The organism is Arcobacter sp. LA11 (genome assembly GCF_001895145.1).
Lineage (GTDB): Bacteria > Campylobacterota > Campylobacteria > Campylobacterales > Arcobacteraceae > Halarcobacter.
On record NZ_BDIR01000008.1, the window covers coordinates 83,530 to 101,998 of the forward strand.

Sequence of the window (18,469 nt, forward strand, 5' to 3'; positions counted from 1 at the left end):
AACATATGGAAAAATCAATGACATTTATTGACTTTAAAAAGTTATTACTCGATGCGGAACTTACTATTCCAAAATTCACTGCTTTAATCAAAGTAAGTGAGAAAAATATCCAATCGTATAAAAAGAAAGAAGAAGTTCCTAATGCAATTGCTGCAATTGCTGCATGTTTTGCAAAAATGAATCAAGAGGGTATGGATTATCGTACTTTAATGAATGATTTAGATCTTCAGAAAAAAGAAAAAAAAGGTGCTGGTTTTTCTTCTAAGAAGAAAGATAAAAAAGATAAAGAAGCATCACCTAAATCTAAAGAAAATTAGATTTTAGTTTTATAAAAACTGTTTTTAATATATAAATTTACAACTTTTGAATTTTAAATTAAAAAACAAAAGTTATAAATGAATTGATATTATTTAATTGTAGCATGTCCAAAAACTACAGAAAAAGCTTTACAATAAATTAGAATAGATTTATAGTCTTCTATTTTTGTATCTTCTAAATTATAATTTTGGTTTCCTTGGTTTCCTTTTAGTTTTGCAAGGATTTTGATTTTACCACTGTCTCCTGTTTTTGGATTTTCTTTATCCGAAAGTGCTACAAAAAGGTCTGGACCATTTGTAGAATTTAAATTTTCAAGTCTTAGAATATGATTGTCCTTGTCTTTAAAAAGAAGAGCTTGTCCTGATACTTTATGTGAGCTATCAGCATCAACAAAACTTCCTAACTCTTTTAGACTATTCATTTCTTTTTTATCTTCTTTAACCATTGTGTCTTTCATCTTTTTTCGTTCTTCTTCATGTTCTTGAAAAGTTTGTGTGGCACTAGGTAAACTCTCTTCAACTTTTACATCAAAGAATAATGGAGAAACTAACCAATATGCAATTGGTAATGCAATTATCAGAATTGCGATTAAAATAATTTTTTTCATAAAAAAGTATATCATAACTTTTCTAAGTAGCTAAAGTGTTTGATTTTGTAGCTTTTAAGGTTTTTTATATGTAGAAATATTATTTTTAGGAAAGATTAAACTAACTAGTGTAAAAAAATTATTAAAAATTTCATTAATATTTTTTAGATATACTTCCAAAAAAATTAGGGATAAATTATGAAACTAGAAAAAAATGTAAAACTTTTTTTAACTATATCTTCGATTATGATGGCTCTTGCCATAGCAATAGGAGCATTTGGTGCTCATGGTTTAAAATCTATTGTTGAAGATTCACTACTTAAAACTTATAATACAGGAGTAGAATATCACTTTTATAATACTTTAGGACTTTTTGCAGCATCTTTTATCATGTATTTAAAACCAAACTCTAGAAAAGTTGTTGTTGCATCTTGGCTTATTTTAGTTGGGATGATTATCTTTTCATTTTCTTTATACTTTTTAGTTATTTTAAATATTCCAGTATTAGGTGCAATAACTCCAATTGGTGGAACTTTATTAATAATTGCTTGGGTTTTATTAGCAATTTCAATTTACAAGGATTAAAATTATGACGGTGATTGAAAGAATAGAAGAAATAAGAGATGCTAAATGGTTTTCTAATTTAACAACCATAATTATTATTGCTTATGCCTCAATTCTTGGTTTTAAAACTATGGGCGAAGTTGAAACAAACTATGCAATATTTTTAAAACTTGCAGATTATTTTGTAACTATATATTTTATTTTTGAGATTGCTATTAAAATGGTTGCAGAAAAAAAATTTATGAATTTTTTTAAAAATGGTTGGAATTTATTTGACTTTGTAATTGTAGTAATTACTCTTCTACCTTTAGAACAATCTGGTTTTGCTGCAGTTGCTAGGGTATTAAGAGTATTTAGAGTTTTAAGACTATTTACTTCAAGACCAGAATTAAAAGCTATTATTGATATGCTTATTAAAGCTATTCCTTCTATTATTGATATTGTTATACTTATGTTTATAATTTTTTATATTTATGCAATTGTAGGGAATTTTTATTTTAGTGAATTGCCTTCTGGTTTATGGAAAGATTTTTTAGTATCGATGTTAACACTATTTAGAGTTCTTACTTTTGAAGACTGGACAGATGTTATGTATGAGGCTATGGAAGTTTATTCATGGGCATGGATTTATTTTGTCTCTTTTGTGATTATTACAGCCTTTGTATTTTTTAACCTTTTTGTGGCAGTTATTATTGGAGAAATGCAAAAACTTCAAGAAGCAGATATGAAAAAAGAGATGCATGAAGATCATTTAAAACTTGATTTACTTCTAAATGAAATAAAATCTTTAAGAGAAGAAGTAAAAGATTTAAAGAAGATAGAGTAGTGAAAACTTTTTCTATTTTAGGTGCTGGTTGGCTTGGTTTTGCATTAGCTAATGAGCTAAAAAAAGATTTTTTAGTAAAGGTGTCTATAAAAGATGAAAAAAAAGAAAAAGAGTTAATAAATGAGGGTTTAAGCCCTTATTTATTAAATGAAGAGAATTATAATAATCTTGAAGAACTTTTAGATACTGATTACTTATTTATTAATTTCCCACCTTCTAAGTTTAAAAATTATTTGAGCTTTTTAGAAAGAATTTATGAATTTGTAGCTAAATCAAAAATAAATAAAGTCTTTTTTATAAGCTCTACATCTATTTATCCTAACGAGTCTTTACTCTTAAAAGAAGATTTACAAATAAATAATCCTATTTCAAAAAAAGTTTTTGATGCAGAAAGATTAGTAGAAGAGAAAACAGATGTTATTTTTAGGTGCTCTGGACTTATAGGATACAATAGAATTGCAGGTCAATACTTTTCAGGGAAAGTGGTAGATAGTGGAAATGCTAGAGTTAATTACGTATATAGAGATGATATAATTAAAGCTACATTGTTTACTCTTAGAAATGATTTATGTGGTATTTTTAATCTTTGTGCTCCATCTCACCCAACAAAAAAAGAAGTTTATTTAAGAAATGCAAAAAAATATGGTTTTGAAGAACCTATATTTGAAAATAAAAAAGAATGTAAAAAAAGAATAGTAGATGGAAGTAAAATAGAAAGGTTAGGATTTAGATATGATTATCCAAATCCTTTAGAATTTTAATTATTCGTTTGTATTAAAAGCTCTATCTCCAGCATCTCCAAGACCTGGTCTTATATAGTTGTTCTCATCTAATCTTTCATCTATTTGAGCAATATAAATATCAACATCGGGATGTGCATCTTGAACTCTTTTAACACCTTCTGGTGCACCTAATACGTTTAATGATAAAATCTTTTTAGCACCTTTCGATTTTAAGAAATCAATTCCGTCAATTAAAGAACCACCTGTTGCAACCATTGGGTCTAATAATAATACTGTTTTATCTTCTAGTGATGGAATATTTTCATAAAATAGTTTTGATTCAGAAGTTTCTTCATCTCTTTTCATAGCTAAAAAACCACTTCTTGCATATGGTAAAGTTTTTAATATACCAGTAAGCATTGGTTCTCCTGCTCTTAATATTGGAACTAGTACTAACTTTTGTACTTCTAGCATTTGAACATCTAATGGTCCTTGCCAAGTATTGATATTTTGTGTTACTGTTGGAAAATCTGTTAATGCTTCAGCTGCAACAATTCTTGAAATCTCTTCAATTGTAAGTCTAAACTCATTTGAAGCAGTCCTAACATCTCTTAATCTATTTACTAAATGTTTTACAACAACATTGGTACTTTCTTTATACATATAATATATCCTATTATTTTAGTTAATCTATTAATATGTTATCCAAAAATTGCTTATAAATTACACATTTATTTACACGGTTTTAACCATAAATTTGATATTATTATCAAATTTTTTTATTATAAGAGGATCTATGAAACCCACAGATTATAACTTTAGAGTTAGAGACTCTATTTTAGGTATTCAGTTTCTGTTTGTTGCTTTTGGTGCATTAGTACTTGTACCAATTTTAACTGGACTTGACCCAAATGTTGCGCTATTTACAGCTGGTATTGGTACTTTAGTATTCCAATTTGTAAATAGAGGTGCTATTCCTCCAATTTTTCTAGCTTCATCTTTTGCTTTTATCGCTCCTATTTCTCACGGTGTTAAAACTTGGGGTATTGCTGCAACGATGTCTGGATTAGTTGCTGCTGGTTTGATGTATGTTTTATTAAGTTTTTTAATTAGACTAAAAGGTGATGGATTTTTACATAAATTACTTCCTGCTGTTGTTGTAGGTCCTGTAATTATGTCAATAGGACTTATTTTATCTCCAGTTGCAGTTTTTATGGCAATGGGGAAAACAGGTGATGGTGCAATACAGTTAGTTCCTTTTGAACAAGCTATTGTTATATCAATGATTGCACTTTTTACAACAGTTTTCATTTCATTACTTGGAAAAGGAATTTTTAAATTAGTTCCTATTTTAGGTGGTATAGTTATTGGATATATTGTAGCACTATTTTTTGGGATAGTAGATTTTTCTTCTGTTGCAAAAGCTTCATGGTTTTCAATCCCAAGCTTTACAGCTCCAGAGTTTAATTGGCAAGCAATAATCTTTATTTTACCAATTGCAATTGCTCCAGCAATTGAGCATATTGGTGATATGTTAGCAATTTCAAATGTTACAAAAGAAGATTATCTTAAAAAACCAGGTTTAAAAAATACTCTACTTGGAGATGGATTAGCAACTTCTGTTGCATCATTATTTGGTGGTCCACCAAATACTACTTATTCAGAAGTTACAGGTGCTGTTACTGTTACAAAAGCTTACAATCCTGCAATTATGACTTGGGCTGCAATAGCAGCTATCATTTTAGCTTTTGTTGGTAAGTTAGGTGGTTTATTAGCAACTATTCCAGTTCCTGTTATGGGTGGAATTATGTTACTTCTATTTGGAATTATCGCATCATTAGGTATCTCAACTTTAACAAGAGCAAATGTAGACTTCTCTTGTCCTAGAAATATGGTTATTGTTTCAATGATTTTAGTATTTTCTATTGGTGGTATGACATTTAATTTTGGTGGTGTACCATTTTCTGGTATTGGACTTGGTGCTATTACTGGTATTGTTTTAAATTTAATTTTGCCACAACCAAAAACAGAAGAATAAATTTTAAAAAAGAGAGAATCTTTTCTCTCTTTTGTTAACTACACGTTAATAACACAATTATAGAATACTCTTAGAAATAATTTCTGGAGTATTTTATGAAACTTTTTTTAATTTTATCATTATTTTTTATCAATGCTTTTTCACTAACTTTAGATGAATCGAAACATTTATTAAATAGAACATCTTTTGGATATACAAAAAAAGATTTAAAAACTTTTCAAAATTTTTCTAAAGAAGAGGCTGTTGATTATTTACTAAAACAAGCTAATACAAAAGATATTTATAAAAAACCAAGAAATATAAAAGAAGTATCTATTTTTAAAGGAAAGGTTAAAGAACTTTCAAAAGAAGAGAGAAAAAAGCTTAGAAAACAAAGACGTCAAAAAATGTTAGAAATACAAACTTGGTGGCATGAAATGATTTTAGATTCTAGGTTTTCTTTTAGAGAGAAGATGACTCTTTTTTGGCATAACCATTTTACAAGTGAATATAGAGTTGTAAAATCACCTTATTTGATGTTTAAACAAAATATGCTTTACAGAGAGAATGCATTAGGGAAATTTGATGAACTTTTGCATAAAAGCTCAAAAGATTTAGCAATGCTTATTTATCTTGATAGTAACTCAAATAAAAAATCTCATCCTAATGAAAACTATGCAAGGGAGCTTTTAGAGCTATTTACTTTAGGTGAGGGTAATTATACTGAAAATGATATCAAGGAAGCTGCAAGGGCCTTTACAGGACTTAGAGTTAATAGAAAAAAAGATATATCAATATTAGTTAAAAAACATCATGATAATGGAATAAAAACTTTTAAAAACCACAGTGGAAATTTTAATGGAACTGATATTATAAATATAGTTTTAAAAGAGGAACAAGTATCTAAATTTATTGTTCAAAAACTATATAAAGAATTTATAAATGAAAAGTTTAATATAGGAGAAGTTGAAAGATTAGCTTTGATATTTAGAAAAAGTAATTATGATATTTCTATATTGATGAAAAACTTACTTTTATCAGATGATTTTTGGATTGAAGAAAATATGGGAAATATGATTAAATCCCCTGTAGAACTAATAGCTTCATTAGTTAAAAGTTTGAATATAAAACTTAAACAAAAAGATTATAAATTTATAAGTAAAACTGCCAGAAACTTGGGACAGGATTTATTTAATCCTCCAAATGTTAAAGGGTGGGAGCAAGGAAAAAGTTGGATTGATTCAACTTCTTTAGTAAACAGAAGTGAATTTATAAAATTGGCTATTAAAAGAAGAGTAAATAATAAAAATATAAAATCATTGAAAATAAAAGATTTTAGCGATTTTAAAGACTATTTTTATGCATTAAATGTAGAGGGTAAGATGCTTTTTAAGAATAATAAAAAGAACTATTTAACTCTGTTATCAAAACCAATTTATAATTTAAAATAGGAGTATATGATGCAAAGAAGAGATTTTGTAAAGTTATCATTATTTTGTGCAAGTGCAATTTTATTTCCTATAGATGTAAAAGCAATTAGTGGTTCTAAAAAAACATTGATTTTAGTTGAACTTGATGGTGGAAATGATGGATTAAATACTCTTGTTCCTTATAGAAATAAAAATTATTATAAATTAAGACCTACAATTGGTTTAAAAAAAGAAAAAATAAATGAGATAGAAGAAGATTTTGGATTAAATAAAAGCTTAAGATGGGTTTCAAAGCTTTATAGAGAGAAGAATTGTGCTTTTATTCATGGGCTTGGTTATGATAAGCCTAATTTTTCCCATTTTAGGTCTATCGAGATAGTTGAAACTGCAAGTAAATCAAATGAGTATTTAGATGAAGGTTGGATTTCAAAAACACTTCAAAAATATGATTTAAATGATATGAGACCAGCAAATGCGATACTTCTTGGGAAAAGAAAAAAAGGACATCTTTTTTCAAAAGATTTAAATATTCTTCAAGTTAAAAATATAAAACAGTTTATACAAAAGGCATCATTTTTAGATGGTATCAAATCAAATGTTAGTATAAATAGTAGTTTAGATTTTTTAAATAAAGAGAAAGAGTCAATAAAACGATCAAGTAAATCTTTAGAAAAATATGTTAACAATATAGATATAAAAACAGATTTTGAAGAGACAGATATTTCAAATGATTTTAAAGAGGCTGCAAGGATAATAAAATCAAAAATAGATATACCTGTAATAAAAATATCTCAAAAAGGATATGATACTCACGCAAATCAAATTGAAAGACAAAACAAACTTTTAAAAGAATTTGATAATGCAATAAAAAGTTTTGTTGATGAGTTAAAATTATACAATCTTTTTGATGATGTTCTAATTGTGACATACAGTGAATTTGGAAGACGTGTAAAAGAGAATGGAAGTAATGGAACAGACCATGGAACTGCATCTTCTCAATTTGTAATTGGTGGCAAAGTAAAAGGTGGAATGTACGGTAAAGCTCCAAGTTTAGATAATTTAAAAAAGAACAATTTAATATATACTACTCATTATCGAACTTATTATAATACTATTTTGTCTAAATGGTTTAATAATAAAAATAATCAATTTAATAGTTATGACATCTTAAATTTTCTATAATAAAAATAAAAAATTAAGGAGCCATAATGGCAAAAGAACATGCTTTCGATATATCTGCAAAATTAGATATGCAAGAGATGAAAAATGCAGTTGTTCAAGCTCAAAAAGAGATGGATAATAGGTATGATTTTAAGGGTATAACAAAAGAAATAGATTTTAATCAAGGAGCTAAGACTCTTACAATCACTTCATCTAGTGATAATAAAGTTGATGCAATTTATGATATTTTGATTACAAAAATGAATAAAAGAGGATTATCTATAAATTCCCTAGATGAGGCAAAAAAAGATGATAGTTCAGGTGGAAATAGAAAATATGTTTATGCAATTATAGACTCAATTAAACAAGATGAGGCAAAAACAATACAACTTGAAATCAAAAAATTAAAGTTAAAAGTAAAAGCTGTGAATCAAGGTGATGAGATAAGAGTTACTGGGAAAAATATTGATGATTTACAAACAATAATGAAACATCTTAAATCTTTAGATTTCAAATCTCCATTAGTATTTGATAATTTTAAATAATAGATATAGAAGGATTAATCCTTCTATATAAGTTTTATTCATTGTTGATAAAAAAGTAGAATTAAATTATGAGTTTGTAAGAGGTAATGTTATTGTAAAAATTGCACCAGTATATTTCGTATTTTCATATTCGTAATTTGTATTGTCAACTTCAATTGTTCCTTTAATATGTCTTGATATTATTTCCTGAGACATATACAATCCTATACCTGTACCTTGGGATTTATGTTTTGTAGTGAAATATGGTTCAAAAATTCTATTTATGATATTTTCTGGTATTCCTCCTGCATTATCTTTGATTTTAATGATAACTTTGCTCTCTTTTTTATAGATGTCTAAAAAGATATATTTAGGTATGTTTTTATTATCAATTAGAGCATCCTTTGCATTATTAATAATATTTAATAATACTTGAAGTAGTTCTCTTTCATAACTACTAATTGTTATGTCCTCAACCTTTTGAATAATTTCTATTTGATTTATTTTTAATTGAGAAGCAAGAAGTTTAATTGTTTTTTTAATCGCAGTATTAAGTTCAAATCTAATTTTTTCTTTATCTGGTTTAAAAAAGTCTCTGAAATCTTCAATTGTTTCAGATAGATGATTAGCTGATGAATTTATACTGTTGATTGATTCATCTAAAAAAGTATCTGAGAGATTATCCATATCTTTTTGTAACTTTATTCCCGAAGATGCAGTTGTAATAACTGATAAAGGTTGTCTCCATTGATGTGCAATATTTTCCATCATTTCACCCATTGCTGCAAGTTTGGTTTTTTGTGCCAATAGATTATATTGTTTTTTATTCTCTTTTATATAAGATTCTATACTATTTTTATATGTTTTAAATTTTCTTTCTATGATATTAGATAGATACAATGATAGAAGTAATAAAATTAATGTAATTATCACTGTAAAAATAAGTAGGTTTTTTAAATTTTCATTATACTTTGCTGTTAATTCCCTCTTCTTTTTATTAATTAGTTTTTGAACATCATCTTTATAAAACCCAGTACTAATTACCCAGTTCCATTTTGGTATAGTTTTTAAATATATTATTTTTGAAGAAACTTTGTCTGAGTTAGGTTTATAAAAATCTAAATATACAAATCCTTTTTTTTCATTTATTGTTTTTTCTATCTTTTTTATAGCTTTAATATCATTTAGTGTTCTTAATTTTTTTAATGCATTTTTGCCTATTAACTCTTTGTTTACATGACTTATATAGTTATTATTGCTATCTGTTACAATGAAATATCCATTTTCACCAAATTTAAACTTATTAATTTGTGAGATAATCTTTTTTTGAATATCTTTTGTAAAATCATCTAGGTATTCACCTGTACCTAAAAACCAATCTAACTCATAGATATTTTTTACAAAACCAATCTTTTTAAATTCTCTATTGTCACCTTTTATTTTTCTCCAGTGCCATTCTTGATAGGATTCTTTTTTATCTTTTAATAAAGCAAGAGATTCTCTTAAGACATAAATACCTTTTGTATCTTTATAATTAATAAGGTTTGTCCCTTCTAGTTTTGGAATTAAAGGGTGAATAATATTTGTAGCTTCTTTGTCATATACGAAAAAGTAGCCTCTATTATTGTTAAATCTAATATCTTTTATTGCAGCTCTTATTATTTGTGTGATTTCTTCTTTTGTATGAGTCTTTTTATTTTGATTATATATATTTGTAATTATTGTATGAGCTTCATTAACTCTACTTATAAGGGAATCTTTGAGATGTTCTTCTGTGTTTTTTTGCTCATCAATAACATAATTATATATGTGTTCAATTTGTTCTTTTATAACTTGCTTTTTATTCTCAATAAATTCTTCTTGAGTATTCTTTTTTATTCTTTTAAGTTCAGATTTATTCTCAAAATAAAGAAATGTAGTTATAATTATTGACAAAAATAATATTAGTGATGGCAATGCATATCTTATTACTAGTATTAATAAATTTTCATTTTTAAAGTTCATGGTGGCAATTATACAAAAATTATATGATTTTAATGTAATTTTTTTTAGTTATTTCAGTAGTTTATGTATAAATTATGAATAAAATATTGAATTATTATAAATTAAAGGTAAGTACATGGATTACAAGATTTTAGATAAAAATAATATAATCGAATATATTCATTCTATAGAAGAAGTAAAAAATTATTTTAATGCAGATGATTTATATATTGATGAAATTGGTGATGGAAATTTAAACTATGTTTTTATAATTAAATCAATTCCAAATCCTAAAAAAGCTTTGATTCTTAAACAAGCAGTTCCATATTTAAGATGTGTAGGTGAAGAATATCCTTTAAGTAGAGAAAGAATGACTTTTGAGATAAGGGCTTTAGAACAATTTTCAAAAATCACTTCTAATTATATCCCAAAACTTTATGATGTTAATGAAGATATGAGTTGTGTTATTATGCAATATTTAGGTGAACATATTATTATGAGACAAGGAATGATAAATAAAACTTTATATCCAAATTTTGCAGAACATATCTCAACATTTTTAGCACAAAATCTATTTAAAACTTCATCTTTATATTTGAATTCAACAGAAAAAAGAGAACTTATTGATAAATTTAATTCAAATACTGAATTATGTAAATTAACAGAAGATTTTGTTTTCACATTTGCTTTTATGGAACATGAAACAAATGATGAATATTCTATAAATCATAATTTAGCAAAAGAATTATTTGAAGATTCAAATTTTAAAAAAGCTGTATTGGGTTTAAAATATAAGTTTATGACTCAAAGTGATGCTTTACTTCATGGTGATTTGCATACAGGTTCAATTATGTTAAATCAAGAAGAGACTTTTATTATTGATCCTGAATTTGCTTTTGTTGGACCTTTTGGCTTTGATATTGGCGCTTTGATTGGAAATCTTATTATGTCTTATACTTCCCATGTAGCTTTAAATACCCAAGAAGAGTATAGAATATGGATTTTAAAAGCTATTGAAGAAATATTTATAAAATTTGAAGAAAAATTTTTACATTTATGGAATGAGCAAGAAGAATCAGCCTTAATTGTAAATGGATTTATTCATAATTATGATTTACTAGAATACAAAAAAGAGTTTATGTTAAATATTTTCCAAGATGCTTTAGGCTATGCAGCTTGTAAAATGGCTAGAAGAATGTTTGGAATAGCAGGAGTAGCTGATATTAGAGACATAAAAGATGAAAAGATAAGAGATTATGCAATTAAAATGACACTTGATATTGCTAAAGTACTTGTAAAAGATCATAAAAATATAACAAAAGTAGAAACTGTATTACATATTATCAAGGAAAAAACTAAATGAATGGAAAGTATAAAGCTTTTTGGTTAAATGAAAATGGATTTGTAGAAGTAATTGATCAAACAAAACTTCCATTTATAGAAGAAACTGTTGTTTTAAAAAATGCAGATGATGCTATTGTATCTATAAAAGATATGATAGTTCGAGGTGCTGGAGTTATAGGAAACATTGGTGCCCTTGGAGTTTATTTAGCAGTAAAAGAAAACCAAGACTTAAAATTTATAGTAGAAAAGTCTAAAGAAATTAGAGAATCAAGACCAACTGCTGTAAATCTTATGTGGGCAGTTGATATTATGCTTGAAGCAATTTTAAATATAAATGAAAATGAAGATTTATTAGAAGTAGCGAAAAGTGCAGCAATAAAAATATGTGATGAAGATAGTCAAAGAAGTTCCCTTATTGCAAAATATGGTTGTGATATTTTTGAAGATATTATGAATAAAAAAGGTAAAAAATCAATTAATGTATTAACTCATTGTAATGCAGGTTGGTTAGCAATTGTGGATGATGGTTCTGCTTTAGCTCCTATTTATGAAGCAAAAAGAAGAGGTATTGATATTCATGTTTATGTAGATGAAACACGACCTAGAAATCAAGGAGCAAACCTTACAGCTTGGGAATTAGGACAAGATGATATAGAACATACAATTATTCCTGATAATACAGGTGGATATCTGATGCAACAAGGTTTAGTTGATGTATGTATTGTTGGAGCTGATAGAGTGAGTGCAAATGGTGATGTGGCAAATAAAATTGGTACATATTTAAAAGCTTTAGCAGCAAAAGACAATGATATTCCTTTTTATGTTGCTATTCCAGAAGGAACACTTGACTTTGAGATTAAAGATGGAGTAAAAGATATTCCCATTGAAACTAGAAGTGAAGATGAAGTTAAATATATAAAAGGTTTAAATAAAAATGGCGAAGTTGAAGAACTTTTAATAACTCCAAAGAACTCAAAAGCTGTTAATTATGGATTTGATATTACTCCTGCAAGGTTAGTTACTGGATTAATTACAGAAAAAGGTTTATGTGATACAAATGAGAAATCAATTTATAATAAATTTATAAATTAAAGATTTATTCATTTTTTTTTAATTTTTTTATTATACGCTTTCTTTTATTATTATAAAAGGAAGCCTGTTGCTTTTTAGTGGAATACCTAAACTCTTAAATACATTTGTATTATCAATTATTTTTCTTAGTATATTTCTTATTTTAAAAAGTTTTCATTTTTATAAAGAACTTAATGACTCTTTTGAAAAAGATATAAAAGCAGAAGCACGGGTATTAAACGACTATATAATATCTATGAAGGATATTTATCAAAAGCAATTATTTAAAAGTGGATTGGAGTTAAATGAAAAAACTCTTGGTTTTATACCTGCACATGCATCTTCTTTAATTCCTGAAAATTTTAAAAATCAACAAAAATATTATATAAAAAGTGTTTCTGATAGACCTAGAAACAAAAATAATAAAGCAGATAAAGAAGAGCAAAAGGCAATAGAGTTTTTTAATAAAAATGATGATATTGAATATTTTGAGAAATACAATGAAAATGGAAAACAATATTATCAATTTGCAACAAGAATAAATATTGAACAATATTGTTTAAAATGTCATGGAAAAAAAGAGAATGTTCTTCCTATAATAAAAGAAAAATATGATGATTTAGCATACAATTATAAACTTGGTGATTTAAGAGGAATTATAAGTATTAAGATTCCTACAGAGAATATAAATAATAAAGTAGATAGCTTTTTTAAAAGAGAATTAATCTATATTCTTGTGGTAATTATGTTAATTGGTACTTTATTATATTTAATTTATAAAAAAACAAAGCTCTTAGTAACTCATACTCAAAAAATCGCAACAGATTATGCTATGACAGATTCTCTTACAGGCCTTTATAATAGACATTACCTAAAGAATATAGATATAAGTGAGTTTGTATCTAGTGATTATTATATTATATTTTTTGATATTGATTATTTTAAGAAAGTAAATGATTTATATGGTCATACTTGTGGAGATTTAATATTAAAAGAGTTTTCTATTATCTTAAATTCTTACTCAAGAAATGATGATATTTTGTGTAGATATGGAGGAGAAGAATTTATTCTAATTATTAAAGATATTGATAAAAATATTTTGGAAAAGAAATTAGAAAAAATAAGAAAATCTATTGAAGAAAATAAATTTATTTTTCAAGAGAAAAAAATAAATATTACAACTTCAATAGGATATGCAAAAGCAGAAAAAGGTTCTGAATTTATAATAGTACTAGAACAGGCAGATAGTGCTTTATATACTGCAAAAGAGAGAGGGAGAAACCAAATTATAGAGTATGAAAGAATATAATATATTAAGCTATTTAGTATTTTTTATAGGATAAAATAATTTTTTATATGGATATAATTTATTTAATTTAAATGTGTAGGATGGAAAAAAGTGTTAAACGAATTTATAAGTAATAATATTTTGTATCTAGAAAGTGATGAAAAGTTTGGAACTAAATTAGTTGATCTTTTTTTGAATAATAGATATGAAATATCTTGGGCAAAAAATGAAGAAGAAGCTGTTTTTAAGTACCAATACCATAAACCAAATATTTTAATTTGTAATATAATTTTAGAAGATAAAAATATAATAAACTTAATACAAAATTTGAAGAAAAAAGATTCTAAATTAAAAATAGTTATTGTTACAAATAATTTTGAAAGTGAAAATCTACTTAAATGTATAAATTTAGGTATTTCTAACTATTTAGAAAAGAACAATTTTGTTTTTGAAAAAATAATATCTTTAATTGAAGTTAAAAATAGTTTTGCAAATGACAAGCCATTAAATAAATTTATTTTAGGTGAGGGCTTTGTTTACAATATTGATACAAAAGAATTATTAGATAGAAATAAAATAATTGTTCCTTTGAATACTCAAGAAAGACAATTAATAGAATTATTATTGAAAAACAAAAATAACTATGTTCCTTATCATCAAATTCAAAGTGTATTAGGTAAGGTCAAAGATGTTTCTATTGATAGTTTAAGAACAACTATAAGAATTATTAGAAAAAAAACCTACTCAGATATAATAAAAAATTTAAGTGGATACGGATATAAAATAAACTTTTTTAGTGGTGAATTAATATATCAAACTGAATTAGATGAAGAAAATAAAGTTAAAAATAAAAAGTTATTGCTAATAGAAGATTCTATAGAGATAAGTAACACTTTAAAAAAAGAGTTAAAAGGTTTTAGTTTAGAATGTGATTGTAGTTTGACTTACAATGATTCAAAAAAGCTAATAGAAGAAAATACTTATGATTATATTATTTTAAATCTACATTTGCCAGATAAAGACGGAATAGATCTATTGAATAGTATAAAAAGTATTTCAGATTCGAGAATTATTGTTTTAACTGCTGATTCAGATATTCATCTAAAAGAGTACTTATATTTACAAGGTGTTTTAGACTATGTAGAAAAAAGTAGAAACACTCAATATTTAGCTTATACTTTATACAAAACAATTTTTAATATTGAAAATAATGATAGTTTAAACAATGTACTAGTTGTGGATTCTTCGAAGCTAGTTTGTGACCATATTTGTGATCTTCTTATTCCTCGTAATTATAATGTAACAATAAAATATTCAATAACTGATGGATTGTCTTTTTTAAAAGATAGAAAAGTAGATTTAGTAATAATTGATTTAGATTTATTAGGTGAAAGTTGTTTTGAAACATTAAATTTAATTAAAAACAGTTATAAAGAATTGCCTATAATTTTATTATCTTCAGTAAAAAAATCTTCTACAAATAGAGATGCTTTTAAAAATGGAGCATCGGAAGTTTTATCAAAACCTTTATTAGCAGAAGAGTTTATTTTAAAAGTGGACCTTTGGGTTGATTATCATAGAAAAATACATCAAATAAAAAGTCAACAACAATTATTAAATGAGTACAAGTTAATAGTTGATAAAGCTTCTATTGTGTCTAAAACAGATTTAGAAGGTCAAATTACTTATGTAAATGAAACTTTTTGTAAAATCTCTGGATATACAGAAGAGGAGCTTTTGGGACAGTCTCATAATATAGTAAGACATCATGATATGCCAACTGAAGTTTTTACAGAAGTTTGGGACACTATAAAAGAGAAAAAACAAATATGGCATGGGCAGATTAAAAATAAAAGAAAAGATGGTTCTGCTTATTATGTAGATAGTTATGTGATGCCAATATTAAATGTAAGAAATGAAGTAGTTGAATATATTGCCTTAAGAAATTATATTAGTGAGAAAGAGTTCTATAATTTATAATTCAGTAATATTGTCTTTTTTAAATAGAATTACAAAGTGAAGGTTTTTTATGATAGATGAAGGTGTTGTAAAGTATTCATTAAAATATAATCAAACAGATGATATTGCGATAAAAGAGTGTAAAAAAATTGAAAATGTTAGAGCAAGACTCTTTTCTTTAGGCCTTATAGGAGCTTATAGTAATGGAATAGGCTTTGGTAATATATCTGTAAGATACAAAAAGAAAAACTCTTTTGTAATTACCTCTACTCAAACAGGAGAGTTACCCAAATTAACTCCTAGTTATTACTCTTTTGTTAAAAAAGTAGATTTTAAAAAATTTAGGACATATGCAATGGGACCAAGCCGTCCAAGTTCTGAAGCTATAACTCATGCTTGTATATATAATTTAGACCCAGATATAAAAGCTGTAATTCATATTCATAATGAAAAGATTTGGGATTATATGTTAAAAAACAATTATTTAAGTACAAATGATACGCCATATGGAACACCTGAGATGGTTGAAGATGTTAAAAATATTTACAAAAATATTGACCCTTTTTTAAATAATGCTTTTGTTATGAAGGGTCATTTTGAAGGAATAGTAACTTTTGGTAAATCTCTAAAAGATGCCGAAAAGACTCTTTATGAGATTATTAAAAAGTTACTAAAATAGATTAAAATATTTTTTTATAAATATGACAATAAGGTGTTTTCCCCGTTCTAGCATAATAGTCTTGGTGAAAGCCTTCTGCAATATAAAATGGATTAACTTCTACAAGTGACGTAGCTACGTCATAACCTTTTTTTGTCAAAATATCTATTACACCTTGTGCAGTATTTTTCTCTTCTTCATTGTGATAAAAAATTCCTGAAAGATATTGACTTCCAATATCTGGACCTTGCCCATCTCTTTGTTCTGGGTCATGAATTTCAAAAAATAGTTTTGTAAGCTCTTCAAATGTTACAATTTTTGGATCATAAACAACCTTTACAGTTTCTACATGCCCTGTTTTACCTTTTACAACATCATAATATCCTGGATTTTTTACCCAACCACCCATATATCCACTGATTGCATCTTTTACACCTTTTTTCTTTTCAAAATGGTGTTCAACACCCCAAAAACAGCCTCCTGCAAAATATGCAGCTTTTAAGTTTTTATCCATAGGTTTTTCTATTTTAATCTCTTTATCCATTGAACTAGCAAGCAATAAACCAATTCCTATAAATAGAAGTAAAAAATATTTACGCATAAGTATCCCTTTGATTTTTCTTGATTATATTATTATACTGTGTAGTAACTATTTAGATATAATACAAAAAAATTAAATTAAGAAATTAAATGAATATAACTGAAGAAGAAAAAAAAGCTGTATATAAAACTATATATAATAGAAGAGATACTAGAAGTGAATTTAAAACAGAAGATATAGATGATGAAGTGATTAATAGAATTTTAGATGCTGCCCATCATGCTCCAAGTGTTGGCTTTATGCAACCTTGGGATTTTATAGTAGTTCGTGATAAAAAGGTTAAAGAGCAAATAAAAGATGGATTTGAGCAAGCTAATGAAGAAGCAAAACTTATGTTTAAAGATGAAAGACAAAAAATTTATAAGAGTTTAAAACTAGAAGGTATTTTAGAAGCTCCTGTAGGTATTTGTATTACTTGTAATAGAAATAGAGCTGGTGAAACAGTACTTGGAAGAACTGCAAATTTAGATATGGATTTATATAGTGCAGTATGTGCGGTGCAAACTTTATGGATTGCAGCAAGGGCTGAAAATCTTGGAGTTGGTTGGGTTAGTATTATTCATCATGATGTATTAAAAGAGATATTAGATATTCCAGAGGATATAGTTCCTATAGCTTATCTTTGTATTGGAAAAGTTGATTACTTTCATGATAAACCAGAGTTAGAGAAAGCAGGGTGGACTTCACGAATACCTTTAGATCAGTTAGTTCATTATGATAAATGGAATAAGAAAGAAAACTAAGTATAAAATTTTGTAAGTTTATTAGGATTTACACCACAATAATATAAAGATATTAAAATCCAATTTCTTAGGGTTGTGTAGATTATTCCTTTATTTTCCCATTTTCTTGCGCTTGTGATTACTTTTTGTTTAGATATTTTAATATTTAGATTCTCTTTTTTTAGTTTTTGCATTAAATTTACATCTTCCATAAGTGAGATGTTTTCATAGCCTTTTATTTTTTCAAATATATTTTTTCTTATAAATATAGCTTGGTCTCCATATGGTACTTTTGTGATTCTTGAACGCCAAGAAGCTACTTTTGCGATAATACTTAGGATAAATCTATTTGAATCAAAACTTAAGTCAAAAGCACCTGCTTGGATATTTTTATTTTCTAAGATAGTAGAAATAATATCAAATGCATTTTTAGGAAGTATAGTATCTGCATGTAAAAAAAGTAATATATCTTTTGATGCTAAACTTGCACCTTTATTCATTTGATTTGCTCTACCTTTTATAGAGTTGGTTTTTATTACTTGTTCATTTTTTATAAGTTTGATTGTTGAACTATCATTTCCATCTACAATAATAATTTCATTATTTTTCATATCATGTTTAAATAGTTTTTCTAAAAATAAATTGATATTTGATTCATTAAATACTGGAATAATAATTGAAATATTGATATTTGT

At 26.0% G+C, this 18,469-nt stretch carries 19 protein-coding genes; 14 read left to right on the plus strand and 5 right to left on the minus strand.

Annotation, left to right across the window (positions count from 1 at the left end; all coding sequences use genetic code 11):
• Window positions 1-17: 17 nt before the first annotated feature.
• A complete protein-coding gene (locus tag BT997_RS10230) occupies window positions 18-317 on the plus strand; it encodes a hypothetical protein (protein ID WP_072681799.1) in 300 nt (99 codons plus the stop codon).
• An 89-nt stretch (window positions 318-406) separates the two neighbouring features.
• Here BT997_RS10230 and BT997_RS10235 read toward each other — a convergent pair whose 3' ends face one another.
• Window positions 407-925: a DM13 domain-containing protein gene (locus tag BT997_RS10235; protein ID WP_174247231.1), complete on the minus strand. Its 519-nt coding sequence runs from the start codon at window positions 923-925 to the stop codon at window positions 407-409.
• A 177-nt stretch (window positions 926-1,102) separates the two neighbouring features.
• Between BT997_RS10235 and BT997_RS10240 the strand changes: the two genes are divergently transcribed.
• Genes BT997_RS10240 through BT997_RS10250 form a run of 3 tightly spaced genes read left to right on the plus strand, consistent with a single transcriptional unit; the run spans window position 1,103 to window position 3,055 of the window.
• The gene (locus tag BT997_RS10240) at window positions 1,103-1,489 is read left to right on the plus strand and encodes a DUF423 domain-containing protein (protein WP_072681801.1); all 387 of its coding nucleotides are present in this window, start codon (window positions 1,103-1,105) and stop codon (window positions 1,487-1,489) included.
• Window positions 1,490-1,493: 4 nt separating this feature from the next.
• Window positions 1,494-2,294 carry an ion transporter gene (locus tag BT997_RS10245; RefSeq protein WP_072681802.1) on the plus strand — a complete coding sequence of 267 codons (801 nt, stop codon included), beginning with the start codon at window positions 1,494-1,496 and terminating at the stop codon, window positions 2,292-2,294.
• On the plus strand, window positions 2,294-3,055 hold the full coding sequence (locus tag BT997_RS10250; RefSeq protein ID WP_072681803.1) for a GDP-L-fucose synthase: 762 nt from the start codon (window positions 2,294-2,296) through the stop codon (window positions 3,053-3,055). Before BT997_RS10245 ends, BT997_RS10250 begins: the two co-directional genes overlap by 1 nt.
• Here BT997_RS10250 and upp read toward each other — a convergent pair whose 3' ends face one another.
• On the minus strand, window positions 3,056-3,679 hold the full coding sequence (gene upp, locus BT997_RS10255; RefSeq protein WP_072681804.1) for a uracil phosphoribosyltransferase: 624 nt from the start codon (window positions 3,677-3,679) through the stop codon (window positions 3,056-3,058).
• A gap of 133 nt (window positions 3,680-3,812) precedes the next feature.
• On the opposite strand from upp, the gene BT997_RS10260 reads away from it, so the two are divergent.
• The 4 genes from BT997_RS10260 to BT997_RS10275 all read left to right on the plus strand — a co-directional run bounded on the left by BT997_RS10260 (window position 3,813) and on the right by BT997_RS10275 (window position 8,169).
• Window positions 3,813-5,054, plus strand: coding sequence for a uracil-xanthine permease family protein (locus BT997_RS10260; protein ID WP_072681805.1), 1,242 nt, complete (start codon window positions 3,813-3,815; stop codon window positions 5,052-5,054).
• A gap of 95 nt (window positions 5,055-5,149) precedes the next feature.
• Window positions 5,150-6,484 (plus strand): DUF1800 family protein, encoded by a 1,335-nt coding sequence (locus BT997_RS10265; RefSeq protein WP_072681806.1) that lies wholly within the window; start codon window positions 5,150-5,152, stop codon window positions 6,482-6,484.
• 9 nt (window positions 6,485-6,493) lie between these two features.
• On the plus strand, window positions 6,494-7,645 hold the full coding sequence (locus BT997_RS10270) for a DUF1501 domain-containing protein (RefSeq protein ID WP_072681807.1): 1,152 nt from the start codon (window positions 6,494-6,496) through the stop codon (window positions 7,643-7,645).
• Window positions 7,646-7,668: 23 nt separating this feature from the next.
• Window positions 7,669-8,169 (plus strand): YajQ family cyclic di-GMP-binding protein, encoded by a 501-nt coding sequence (locus tag BT997_RS10275; RefSeq protein WP_143145186.1) that lies wholly within the window; start codon window positions 7,669-7,671, stop codon window positions 8,167-8,169.
• Window positions 8,170-8,235: 66 nt separating this feature from the next.
• Here BT997_RS10275 and BT997_RS10280 read toward each other — a convergent pair whose 3' ends face one another.
• Window positions 8,236-10,104: a cache domain-containing protein gene (locus tag BT997_RS10280; protein ID WP_174247232.1), complete on the minus strand. Its 1,869-nt coding sequence runs from the start codon at window positions 10,102-10,104 to the stop codon at window positions 8,236-8,238.
• Between the two features lie 163 nt (window positions 10,105-10,267).
• On the opposite strand from BT997_RS10280, the gene mtnK reads away from it, so the two are divergent.
• The 5 genes from mtnK to BT997_RS10305 all read left to right on the plus strand — a co-directional run bounded on the left by mtnK (window position 10,268) and on the right by BT997_RS10305 (window position 16,472).
• Window positions 10,268-11,494 carry an S-methyl-5-thioribose kinase gene (mtnK, locus tag BT997_RS10285; RefSeq protein ID WP_072681810.1) on the plus strand — a complete coding sequence of 409 codons (1,227 nt, stop codon included), beginning with the start codon at window positions 10,268-10,270 and terminating at the stop codon, window positions 11,492-11,494.
• A complete protein-coding gene (gene mtnA, locus BT997_RS10290) occupies window positions 11,491-12,567 on the plus strand; it encodes an S-methyl-5-thioribose-1-phosphate isomerase (protein ID WP_072681811.1) in 1,077 nt (358 codons plus the stop codon). The genes mtnK and mtnA overlap by 4 nt, the downstream gene beginning before the upstream one ends.
• 67 nt (window positions 12,568-12,634) lie before the next feature.
• Window positions 12,635-13,855: a diguanylate cyclase gene (locus BT997_RS10295; RefSeq protein WP_072681812.1), complete on the plus strand. Its 1,221-nt coding sequence runs from the start codon at window positions 12,635-12,637 to the stop codon at window positions 13,853-13,855.
• A gap of 90 nt (window positions 13,856-13,945) precedes the next feature.
• On the plus strand, window positions 13,946-15,814 hold the full coding sequence (locus tag BT997_RS10300) for a response regulator (RefSeq protein ID WP_072681813.1): 1,869 nt from the start codon (window positions 13,946-13,948) through the stop codon (window positions 15,812-15,814).
• Window positions 15,815-15,863: 49 nt separating this feature from the next.
• Window positions 15,864-16,472: a class II aldolase/adducin family protein gene (locus tag BT997_RS10305; protein WP_072681814.1), complete on the plus strand. Its 609-nt coding sequence runs from the start codon at window positions 15,864-15,866 to the stop codon at window positions 16,470-16,472.
• A 1-nt stretch (window position 16,473) separates the two neighbouring features.
• Here BT997_RS10305 and msrA read toward each other — a convergent pair whose 3' ends face one another.
• Complete coding sequence (msrA, locus tag BT997_RS10310) at window positions 16,474-17,052, minus strand: peptide-methionine (S)-S-oxide reductase MsrA (RefSeq protein ID WP_072681815.1); 579 nt, start codon at window positions 17,050-17,052, stop codon at window positions 16,474-16,476.
• 89 nt (window positions 17,053-17,141) lie between these two features.
• Here msrA and bluB point away from each other — a divergent pair, with 89 nt between their 5' ends.
• Complete coding sequence (bluB, locus tag BT997_RS10315) at window positions 17,142-17,795, plus strand: 5,6-dimethylbenzimidazole synthase (protein ID WP_072681816.1); 654 nt, start codon at window positions 17,142-17,144, stop codon at window positions 17,793-17,795.
• Here the strand turns inward: bluB and BT997_RS10320 are convergent.
• The gene (locus BT997_RS10320) at window positions 17,792-18,463 is read right to left on the minus strand and encodes a TIGR04283 family arsenosugar biosynthesis glycosyltransferase (RefSeq protein WP_072681817.1); all 672 of its coding nucleotides are present in this window, start codon (window positions 18,461-18,463) and stop codon (window positions 17,792-17,794) included. The genes bluB and BT997_RS10320 overlap by 4 nt on opposite strands.
• Window positions 18,464-18,469 lie beyond the last annotated feature (6 nt).